Below are 4,057 nucleotides of genomic sequence, written 5' to 3'. Positions count from 1 at the left end.
TGGTGGCGCGGGGTGTGGTGGGGATCTGTGGGGTGGACACGCGGGCGTTGACGCGGCATCTGCGGGAGCGGGGTGCGATGCGGGCGGGTGTGTTCTCGGGTGCGGCGCTGGCGGGTGTGGATGAGGGGGGTCTGCTGGCGCGTGTGCGGCGGTCTCCGGGGATGGCGGGGGCGGATCTGTCGTCGGAGGTGGCCGCGGCTGAGGGGTATGTGGTGCCGGCTGTGGGGGTGAGGCGGTTCACGGTGGCGGCTATTGATCTGGGGATCAAGGGGATGACGCCGAGGCGGTTGGCGGAGCGGGGGGTGGAGGTGCATGTGCTGCCGGCGGGTGTGTCGGTGGAGGAGGTGTACGCGGTCGGGCGGGGTGGGCCGGACGGGGTGTTTCTGTCGAATGGTCCGGGTGATCCGGCGACGGCTGATGTGTCGGTGGTGCGGGCGGTTCTGGAGCGGGGGACTCCGCTGTTCGGGATCTGTTTCGGGAATCAGCTGCTGGGGCGTGCGCTGGGTTTTGGCACGTACAAGCTGGTGTATGGGCACCGGGGGATCAATCAGCCGGTGCTGGACCGTGTGTCGGGCCGGGTGGAGATCACGGCGCATAATCACGGGTTCGCGGTGGATGCTCCGGTGGAGGGGGTGTCGGACACGCCGTTCGGGCGTGTCGAGGTGTCGCATGTGTGTCTGAATGACGGGGTGGTGGAGGGTCTGCGGTTGCTGGACCGGCCGGCGTTCAGTGTGCAGTACCACCCGGAGGCGGCGGCGGGTCCGCATGACGCCGCGTATCTGTTCGACCGTTTCGTTTCTCTGATGGAGGGCCAGCGTGCCTAAGCGCTCCGATATCCAGTCCGTTCTGGTGATCGGGTCGGGCCCGATCGTGATCGGTCAGGCCGCCGAGTTCGATTATTCCGGTACGCAGGCGTGCCGGGTCCTCAAGGCCGAGGGCCTGCGGGTGATTCTGGTGAATTCGAATCCGGCGACGATCATGACGGATCCGGAGATCGCGGATGCCACGTATGTGGAGCCGATCACGCCGGAGTTCGTGGAGAAGATCATCGCGAAGGAGCGGCCCGACGCCCTGTTGCCGACCCTGGGCGGGCAGACGGCTCTGAACACGGCGATCTCGATGCACGGGCAGGGGGTGCTGGAGCGGTACGGGGTCGAGTTGATCGGGGCGAATGTCGAGGCGATCAACAAGGGGGAGGACCGGGAGCTGTTCAAGGGTGTCGTGGACGCGGTGCGGGAGCGGATCGGGCACGGTGAGTCGGCGCGGTCGGTGATCTGTCACTCGATGGACGATGTCCTTGCGGGGGTGGGGACTCTGGGCGGGTATCCGGTGGTGGTGCGGCCGTCGTTCACGATGGGCGGCGCGGGGTCGGGGTTCGCGCACGACGAGGAGGAGCTGCGCCGGATCGCGGGGCAGGGTCTGACGCTGTCGCCGACGACGGAGGTGCTGCTGGAGGAGTCGATCCTGGGGTGGAAGGAGTACGAGCTGGAGCTGATGCGGGACCGGAACGACAATGTGGTGGTGGTGTGCTCGATCGAGAATTTCGATCCGATGGGTGTGCACACCGGGGACTCGATCACGGTGGCTCCGGCGATGACGCTGACGGACCGGGAGTACCAGCGGCTGCGGGACATCGGGATCGCGATCATCCGTGAGGTGGGGGTGGACACCGGGGGATGCAACATCCAGTTCGCGGTCGATCCCCGGGACGGGCGGATCATCGTCATCGAGATGAACCCGCGCGTGTCCCGCTCGTCGGCGCTGGCGTCGAAGGCGACGGGTTTCCCGATCGCGAAGATCGCGGCGAAGCTCGCTGTCGGCTACACCCTGGACGAGATCCCGAACGACATCACGGAGAAGACACCGGCGTCGTTCGAGCCGACGCTGGACTATGTGGTGGTGAAGGCCCCCAGGTTCGCGTTCGAGAAGTTTCCCTCCGCGGACGCGACGCTGACCACGACGATGAAGTCGGTGGGTGAGGCGATGGCGATCGGCCGGAACTTCACCGAGGCCCTCCAGAAGGCCCTGCGGTCGCTGGAGAAGAAGGACGGCCCGTTCGACTTCACCACCCCGCCCGGGGACAGGGACGCACTCCTGGCCCGGGCGGCACGGCCCACGGACGGCCGGATCAACACGGTGATGGCCGCGATCCGCGCGGGCGCCACCCCCGGCGAGGTGTTCACCGCGACCCGGATCGACCCCTGGTTCGTGGACCAGCTGTTCCTGATCCGCGAAGTGGCCGACGAACTCGCCGCGGCGGACAAACTCCACCCCGGACTCCTCGCGGACGCGAAACGCCACGGCTTCTCCGACGCCCAGATCGCCGCGATCCGCGGACTGCGCGAGGACGTGGTCCGCGAGGTCCGCCACGCCCTGGGTATCCGCCCCGTCTACAAGACCGTCGACACCTGCGCCGCCGAGTTCGCCGCGAAAACCCCCTACTTCTACTCCTCCTACGACCAGGAGAGCGAAGTCGCCCCCCGCACCAAACCCGCGGTCATCATCCTGGGGTCGGGGCCCAACCGGATCGGGCAGGGCATCGAGTTCGACTACTCCTGCGTCCACGCCTCCTTCGCCCTCTCCGACGCCGGCTACGAGACCGTCATGGTCAACTGCAACCCCGAAACCGTCTCCACCGACTACGACACCTCCGACCGCCTCTACTTCGAACCCCTCACCCTCGAGGACGTCCTGGAGATCGTCCACGCCGAAACCCTCGCCGGCCCCGTCGCCGGCGTCATCGTCCAGCTCGGCGGCCAGACCCCCCTGGGACTGGCCCAGGCCCTCAAGGACAACGGCGTCCCCGTCGTCGGCACCCCGCCCGAGGCCATCCACGCCGCCGAGGACCGCGGCGCCTTCGGCCGCGTCCTGGAAGAAGCCGGCCTGCCCGCCCCCCGACACGGCACCGCCACCACCTACGCCCAGGCCAAAACCATCGCCGACGACATCGGCTACCCCGTCCTGGTCCGCCCCTCCTACGTCCTGGGCGGACGCGGCATGGAAATCGTCTACGAACAAGCCCGCCTGGAGGCCTACATCGCCGAGTCCACCGAAATCTCCCCCACCCGTCCCGTCCTGGTCGACCGCTTCCTCGACGACGCCATCGAGATCGACGTCGACGCCCTCTACGACGGCACCGACCTCTACCTCGGCGGCGTCATGGAACACATCGAGGAAGCCGGCATCCACTCCGGCGACTCCGCCTGCGCCCTGCCCCCCATCACCCTCGGCGGCCACGACATCAAACGCCTGCGCGCCTCCACCGAGGCCATCGCCCGCGGCGTCGGGGTCCGCGGCCTGATCAACATCCAGTTCGCCCTCGCCGGAGACGTCCTCTACGTCCTCGAGGCCAACCCCCGCGCCTCCCGCACCGTCCCCTTCACCTCCAAAGCCACCGCCGTCCCCCTGGCCAAAGCCGCCGCCCGCATCTCCCTGGGCGCCACCATCACCCAGCTGAGGGCGGAAGGACTCCTGCCCCGGGAAGGCGACGGAGGGACCCTGCCCATGGACGCCCCGATCTCCGTCAAGGAAGCCGTCCTGCCCTGGTCCCGCTTCCGCGACATCCACGGACGCGGCGTCGACACCATCCTCGGCCCCGAGATGCGCTCCACCGGCGAGGTCATGGGCATCGACACCGTCTTCGGCACCGCCTACGCCAAATCCCAGGCCGGCGCCTACGGACCCCTGCCCACCAAAGGCCGCGCGTTCATCTCCGTCGCCAACCGCGACAAACGCTCCATGATCTTCCCCGCCCGGGAACTCGTCGCCCACGGCTTCGAACTCCTCGCCACCTCCGGCACCGCCGAAGTCCTCAAACGCAACGGCATCCACGCCCGTATCGTCCGCAAACACAGCGAAGGCGAAGGACCCGGCGGAGAACGCACCATCGTCCAGCTCATCCACGACGGCGAAGTCGACCTCATCGTCAACACCCCCTACGGCACCGGCGGACGCCTCGACGGCTACGACATCCGCACCGCCGCCGTCGCCCGCTCCGTCCCCTGCCTCACCACCGTCCAAGCCCTCGCCGCCGCCGTCCAAGGCATCGACGCACTCA

The 4,057-nt window shown here is 68.4% G+C and carries 2 protein-coding genes; both read left to right on the top strand.

Annotation, left to right across the window (positions count from 1 at the left end; translation table 11 throughout):
• Window positions 1–824 (top strand): carbamoyl phosphate synthase small subunit (locus ACWCRA_RS35175; RefSeq protein ID WP_451069475.1); only part of this gene is annotated, 824 nt, incomplete at its 5' end.
• A partial coding sequence (carB, locus tag ACWCRA_RS35170; RefSeq protein ID WP_351559895.1) for a carbamoyl-phosphate synthase large subunit occupies window positions 817–4,057 on the top strand: 3,241 nt, incomplete at its 3' end. The genes ACWCRA_RS35175 and carB, both read left to right, overlap by 8 nt.

The organism is Streptomyces sp. NPDC001889 (genome assembly GCF_053594535.1).
The sequence above is the reverse complement of the archived record's forward strand: the minus strand, read 5'-3'. Positions and strand labels throughout refer to the sequence as shown.